The 6,608-nt window shown below is 35.3% G+C and carries 7 protein-coding genes; 2 read left to right on the top strand and 5 right to left on the bottom strand.

Going from position 1 to position 6,608, the window contains the following annotated elements; genetic code table 11:
• The coding region (locus tag F597_RS20720) for an ATP-binding protein (RefSeq protein ID WP_019539961.1) at window positions 1-156 on the top strand (156 nt) is incomplete at its 5' end.
• 115 nt (window positions 157-271) lie between these two features.
• Here F597_RS20720 and F597_RS20715 read toward each other — a convergent pair.
• Both F597_RS20715 and F597_RS0111825 read right to left on the bottom strand, forming a co-directional pair.
• A complete protein-coding gene (locus F597_RS20715; protein ID WP_019539960.1) occupies window positions 272-739 on the bottom strand; it encodes a 6-bladed beta-propeller in 468 nt (155 codons plus the stop codon).
• Between the two features lie 450 nt (window positions 740-1,189).
• Window positions 1,190-1,417 carry an NVEALA domain-containing protein gene (locus F597_RS0111825; protein ID WP_019539959.1) on the bottom strand — a complete coding sequence of 76 codons (228 nt, stop codon included), beginning with the start codon at window positions 1,415-1,417 and terminating at the stop codon, window positions 1,190-1,192.
• 385 nt (window positions 1,418-1,802) lie between these two features.
• On the opposite strand from F597_RS0111825, the gene F597_RS0111820 reads away from it, so the two are divergent.
• A complete protein-coding gene (locus tag F597_RS0111820) occupies window positions 1,803-3,788 on the top strand; it encodes a transglutaminase-like domain-containing protein (protein WP_019539958.1) in 1,986 nt (661 codons plus the stop codon).
• 25 nt (window positions 3,789-3,813) lie between these two features.
• Here the strand turns inward: F597_RS0111820 and lepB are convergent, their stop codons facing one another.
• The 3 genes from lepB to F597_RS0111805 form a co-directional block, all read right to left on the bottom strand.
• A complete protein-coding gene (lepB, locus tag F597_RS0111815; protein ID WP_019539957.1) occupies window positions 3,814-4,701 on the bottom strand; it encodes a signal peptidase I in 888 nt (295 codons plus the stop codon).
• Window positions 4,702-4,815: 114 nt separating this feature from the next.
• Entirely contained in the window at window positions 4,816-5,388 is a 573-nt protein-coding gene (locus F597_RS20710) for a thioredoxin domain-containing protein (RefSeq protein WP_157279103.1), read from the bottom strand.
• Between the two features lie 9 nt (window positions 5,389-5,397).
• Complete coding sequence (locus F597_RS0111805; protein ID WP_081624369.1) at window positions 5,398-6,531, bottom strand: 6-bladed beta-propeller; 1,134 nt, start codon at window positions 6,529-6,531, stop codon at window positions 5,398-5,400.
• Window positions 6,532-6,608 lie beyond the last annotated feature (77 nt).

Below are 6,608 nucleotides of genomic sequence, written 5' to 3'. Positions count from 1 at the left end.
ACTAACAAGTCACCCAGCCAGTGGGCGGAGACACTGGATGATGAAGTGTTAGCCACAGCCATCCTGGATCGACTGCTATATCGTTGCGAGGTGATCAGGTTCGAGGGAAACGGTTACCGTATGGACAACCGGAAAACTTTCCTTGAGAAAGAATAAAAAAACAGTTGAATACAATAAAAAAAAGATAGTTAATGTAATGTTAAACCTGTACATTGGATATTGCCAAAAGTTGTACACTCAACATTGCCATTTTTTGTACATTGTAAATTTGCTAATTACATACAGTCGGCTTATAAGATGAATTCATAAGAACGCTATCTAAAGTATAGGCAAATATCTTTTGTTTTCCATGATCTGTGACATAAAAAACGCCTTTCTTTTCATTTACTCCGATATGTCCCAAATTGGTGATTTCATTAGGACCTTGTCCGTGAGGTGCAGTTTCTGCCAATAATTTAAAATTGGTTTTATCAAATAGGTATACGTGATTTTCCAACGATTTGTAATCACTGATAATTAGGTAATTGTCAATTGGATAGATTTTAGCGAAATTGCTGAAATATATATCCTCGAGTTGTATTTCTTTAATCAGGCTATGTATATTGATAATATTATTACGGTTACCATGACGCTTCTCCGTTTCAGAATGATGTTTGCAGTTAGAGGTTATCAAAACAAATATTAATAGGATGAAATAATATTTTATTCTGAAAAAAACATTTAATGTTTTATTTTTCATATGATTCAGTTTTTAATATTTCAATATATTAAGGAGAGCTGTTATAATACATAATATGGAATCCTCCATTTGGATACTTGTACTCTCTGACGATTCATCATTTGTCAGTTTTTTCCAAGTGTCAATGTAAAATACGAACGATTATTGACACTCTTGTTCATATTTCTTGTTCAATCCATTACACATGATTGATAGGAGGGTGAGAATAAATAGTTTCATTATTATTTTTTTAGTGTAGTTCAAAAGTGAAATTTACTCATAGATGGAAAAAATTCCCATCTATGAGTTTTTTACATTTTACATATAGCAATAATTCGGTCATTTTTTTAGAAAATTGGAATATAATACCTTGACATCAATTAATTGTTGTAGATTGAATAATTGTGTGATAATCATCTGATTATAAGCATAATTAACTAAAAAACGAACTATCACTATCAGTAGACTTCTCTACCATATTTTCTCTTCAAAAGGAAGAGAGCCTCTGCAATAACATAGTCCAGGCGCGTCTAGACAGCCATTTGGACAATCTGAAGATTCTCCATTAGCCAAGGCTTCCACGTTATTCAACGCCAAATATGAAAGAACGACATCGCCTTTCATGCTTTTGTTCACTCCGTAGCCTGTGGCTACCAGAAGTGAAAGGGCAAATATGCCCGATAGAATTTTTTTCTTCATACCAACGAAATTAAAAGATTTTATGCATTATTGCAACCATAAATATATCTGAACACTTGGTTTTGACCAATTTTTTTTGCTCACTTATAACTCACTTTTTACATGTGTCTGTAAATAAATGTATTAAGATTGAATTGCCCTCTGTCCTTTTATGCAACTTTTTTGATTTATGGAGATCTTTGTTCTCTTGAACAACAATGAGAAACCCGACCAGGGCGCTGATCTAATCACCGGATCAGGAAAGGATACTTTGAAGGATGCTGTCTGTAACTACTGGATTATGAGCTTTTAAAGGAAAGTGAGTTATAAGTGAGTTTAGAATGGCAGGTCAGAACAGGAAAATGTATATATTCACAAGTTGAAAGCATTCAAAATTTTAAATAGGATGAAAATTCAATCTTCTCTAAAATCAGCCTTTGAATCAATAAGCACAGCACGGCTTGTTTTATATGTTTATTTATTTTTCTCATTATCCTGTTCAAACGATAAAGACCGAAAAGAAATTGAATTTGCACTGACGCAGGCCGGTGATAATAGAGGCGAGCTTGAGTATGTTCTTGATTACTATGGGAAAGATCCGGGTGACAGCCTGAAATTGCAAGCCGCGAAATTTCTTATTGTCAATATGCCCTATTATTATGCATTGGAAGGAAGTAGCCTGGATAATTTTAAAAGGGGATTTATCAATACCATAGATAGCGGTTACCAGGGAAAGGAAGCTTTGGACATTACCGAAAGGAAAGTCGGTTTTCCTGATTTACGTCGGCTTACTCCTGTTAGGGATATTGAAATTGTCAAAGCGCAATATATCATTGATAATATTGAGCGCTCGTTTAAAGTATGGAAAGAACAACCGTGGGGTAAATATATATCCTTCCGGGACTTTTGCGAATATATTCTGCCGTATAGGATAGAGAATGAACCGCTTGAAAACTGGAAACAGAGCTATTATGATCGTTATCAACCGGTGTTGGATTCCTTATTGAAGAATGACAATGTGCTGGATGCCTGTAAAATTATTTACGGTCATATTGTAGAAGATCCCTGGTCGTTTATTCTGGAGATGCCTGAACCTCACCTGGGTGCAGGCTTCTTGTTCGACAGGCGGATAGGAAGCTGTAGGGACCGTTGTGACCTGGCGATCTACGCAATGCGTTCTTTAGGAATACCGGTAGGAACCGATATGGTGCTTCATAGTCCCGACCAGGCGAATCGCCATTTCTGGAGTTTTATATTGGACAATGAAGGCAAAACTGTTGAATTTACATTATGGGAAGAGCCTCCTATTCCTGATCTTAAAACTGAATTGGAGAAAAAACGGGGTAAGGTGTATAGGAATGATTTCAGTTATAAGAAGGAAAACCTAGAGTTATATAAAGCGGAAAAGAACATCCCGGGACTATTGAGTAAAATGAATCTGAGAGATGTATCGGATCAATATTTCAAAAGCAATGAAATAGAATTTACCGGTGAAGAAATAGACGGATTATCACGGGGAGTTCTATATTTGTGCGTTTTTGATATAAACGGCTGGTATCCTGTGGGATGGGGGAGGATTTCAAATGGAACATTGAAACTCCCTGATGTGGAAGACAATGTATTATTTACCCTGTGCTCACTTACCGATAACATGTTACAACCTGTATATTATCCTTTTGTTATCGGAAAAGACAATTCCAAGGGATATTTTATCCCTTCTGCCGATAGGGAGACAATACATCTCGAACGGAAATATACCATGAAATTCATGGAACAGCATATGAAACGCTTTCGCGGTGGGCGATTTGAAGGAGCGAACGATCTCCATTTTACAGATCCAATCATATTATATACGATCGATAGCATAGATTCTCCTAAATTTTATGCAGTAAAGCCCGGTACAAATGTTCCGTTGCGCTATATCCGGTATTATTCTCCGGATCATTCTTTGTGCAATATGGCAGAATTAAGTTTTTATGATAAAGAGGGGAACGAATTAGACGGAACGATTATCGGATCGGCTGGAGCCATCTTTAATGAAGAAAGGTTGATGAAGCAGGCTGTATTCGATAAAGATCCGCTAACATTTTTCAATGCACCCGATACAACCGGTATGTGGGTTGGTCTGGATTTTGGAGATAAGAAAGAGGTGGAGACAATTGTTTTTTTGCCGAGGAATGACGATAATTTTATCAGGGAAGGAGAAATTTATGAGCTTTTATATTTTGAACAATCCGGCTGGGAATCAATGGGCACACGAATAGGTCCAGATTCACAGGTTCTGGTCTATGAAAATGCACCGAAAAACGCGTTGTACTGGCTTAGAAATCACACCAAAGGCAAAGAAGAACGGCCATTTAGCTATGAAAACCATACACAGATATGGTGGTAAAAAACAGCTTTAATATTTGGGTGTATTACCTGATCCTTTTCAGGAACCTATTCCAATTGTATGCTCCTGAATGAGGATTCGCCGATTTCCAAACCATTGATGCTTTACCTACGATCAGGTCGTCGGGAAGTAGTCCCCAGTAACGGGAGTCTTGTGAGTTCTCCACTTTATCGCCTCCCATAAAATAATAATTATGGCTAAAGGTATATGTTTGTAAAGGCTTTGCATTATCCCGCAACGTATCATTCTCAAACGAAAGGGAATAGCCTTTTTCCCACTCGATGATCTTTTTGTAGATCAATATATTTGTCCTGTCCAATATAATACTGTCTCCTTTCCGGGGTATATAGAGAGGGCCGAAATTCTTGATATTCCAGTTCAATACGGAATCCCAGGGAAAAGTATTATATACTCCTCTTGGTAATAACTCTATCGGTTTATCACTCAACGCCAGTTGCTCCAGATAATTTCCCAACCGTTTCGCCGTATCGGAGTTTACGCTATAGATGCCGTTCACAATACGCAGGGTATCCCCCGGTATGCCGATACAGCGCTTGATAAAGTATTTGGACATGTTCATCTCGATCTTATTCCATGTATTGGGGTGGGGGATATGAAAAACAACTACATCGTTATTTTTAATACGGGTAAAACCCGGCATACGTTTGATTTTTACTTCTTTCCCTTCTACAGCACTGAACAGATCGAACAACCGGGCGCCGTAAGCCAGCTTGTTTACCAGTACATAATCACCAGGAACAATGGCAGGTTCCATGGAATCCGTCGGTATTTTATAAGAACTGAATACGAAAATGCGGAGAACGATAAAGCCGAATACAGCGATAGAGGCATAGTAAAATATGTTGAACATGATCTGGCCGGGTCTACGTAGTACTTTCTTCAATTTATTCATGTACAACTCCTCTTTCTTTTAATATTTCCCTTATTTCGCTGAGTATTTACCCGATAACCATGTGATTAATTAAATAGGTTTCGTTTTAATTGTTCCATTGGGGGAGACTATTGTTTATATTAATATTTCGGAAATTCTAACCAGATACTCTCTTGTCCTTTCGAAATCCATTTTATTTACGACATGAATTGACTCAACTTTCATATCCATATTTGTAATTATAAAAAAAGGAGGTTGAAACCCATCTTCTATAGGAAGTCCTAAATTTTCGTTTTTTAATTTCAGTAACTTTTTTCCATAACAATTATTCGAATATCTCAACGGATAATCAGGTGATATGAATATTATTTTTTCATTACTTTCATAATCATTAAAGATCTCTTTGATAATTTCTACGCTTTGATCAATACAGGGAGGACATGTATTGTTTGAGAAATAAAAAAATAATCTGGGAATATTTGTTAGTTCATGGAGAGTTGTTTGATTTATAGAGTCAGTTCCAAAATAGACTTTAGTATTTACTATTTGCTTCCCCATATTCTCATTTTCCATTTCTGTAATTGTGTTGTGAATGAAAATTTCAATATTCTCATTTTCTGTTTGTTTTTTTCTTCCACTATTACAAGAACAAACACTTATGGTGATAAGAAAGGATAGGCACAACGATACTGTTTTTGTTATATTCATTGGCATAAACTACATTTTAAAATAATATTTAACAAGAATCGGATTGTCGTATTCTGAAAGATTTCTCTTTATTTGAATATTTTCTTCGTCCAGTATATCGTCCGGTATAATCTCATTAAAATCAGACACTATTGGAGGGATGTAACCAATCATGTAATCATCCGACCAGAAAAGAGGATATAGTTTGGACTTCTCCAAAGTTTGATCAAAAATATATGTTTTTTTCGATGATTTATGGTGGAAAATATTCAACAGCTTGTTCTTGCGATTTAACATGGTATATGCATATTGAGAATTACCACCCCCACTTGTAAAATAATAATTTACTATTTCCGAGGCATTTAATCTGCCAATTAATTCCATGAATTCATCTCGTGATTTTGCTGAAGGAGCATTCTCGATCATTTTTGGAGTATTATTCAGTTTGCCAAAATCCCATTTATAAGCTTCTATTATTTCTCCATTACCTGTTATTTTATACACGCGGTTATCATATACTCGTATGAAGTGCCGGTTATATGGGAAAACTTCTATTCCAATATTTGTAAATATATTATCTTTCTCAGGAAATTTTTCATTTATAATTTCACTTGTAGACTTGGAATATATTTTTAACCTATTGTCATAATCATAAGTCCAGAAAGTGATAGTCTTATCGTCTAAATCCGTAAAGGATTTATAAGCTCCTTTGATAAGCGGGAGGGGTATATCCCTAATAAACTCACCATTCTTTTTATCATAAATATACAACTTGTTGTCAATTGCAGATAATATGGATAGACTGTCGTTGAAAATACTGAAGTCGGAAGTACTTGTATATTCTCCCGGACCCATTCCTCTGTTGTTGATCTGATACAAGTAATTACCGTCCTTGTTAAAAGCAAGTACTTTCGACATATTGTAATCATGGATATATAATGTGTCATTATTAACAATTAATTTAGAAATAGTTTTAATCAATGATGAATCATTGGTCTCTAAGGATATAATATCTATTTTCGAGAATATGTCGAAGAAGGATATTTCTTGCCTATTATTTAAATCGACTTTTATAGAATTTGGATCTGCTGACTGTTTTTCCTTACACCCCTGAAATAGGAATAAGAGGAAAGTTAGATAGAGAATAAAAATGTATTTGTTCATAATGATAACTTAAAAAACATTACTCAATCATAAATACATAAACTCACCTATAATCACATAAGTAAGTTTATGTATTT

The organism is Proteiniphilum acetatigenes DSM 18083 (genome assembly GCF_000380985.1).
Lineage (GTDB): Bacteria > Bacteroidota > Bacteroidia > Bacteroidales > Dysgonomonadaceae > Proteiniphilum > Proteiniphilum acetatigenes.
The sequence above is the reverse complement of the archived record's forward strand: the minus strand, read 5'-3'. Positions and strand labels throughout refer to the sequence as shown.